The 328-nt window shown below is 56.4% G+C and carries 1 protein-coding gene; it reads left to right on the forward strand.

All coding sequences use genetic code 11. The annotated features are described in order from the left end of the window. Window positions 1-328: phage baseplate assembly protein V (locus ACTHUT_RS22345; protein ID WP_440386920.1), on the forward strand; the 328-nt coding region annotated here is incomplete at both ends.

The following is a 328-nucleotide window of genomic DNA, read 5'->3' on the forward strand; positions in this document are numbered from 1 at the left end:
ATCGACGACATGGGCCGCTACCGCGTCAAATTACCGTTTGATTTAGACGAATGGAGTCCGGGTGGGGAAAGCCGTCCCGTCCGACTGGCCAAACCCTATGCCGGTCCCGAATACGGCATCCACTTCCCCTTACACGAAGGCACCGAAGTGATGCTGTCCTTCGTCCAGGGTAATCCCGACCGTCCGTATATCTCCGGCGTCATGCACGACAGTGCCCATACCGACCATATCCCCGCCGATTGGAACACAAGGAACGTCATCCGTACCTGGGCGAACAACAAACTGAGGATGGAAGACCTGCAAGGTCAGGAACACATCAAACTCGCCA

The sequence above is a fragment of the Neisseria sp. P0022.S010 genome, from assembly GCF_051956635.1.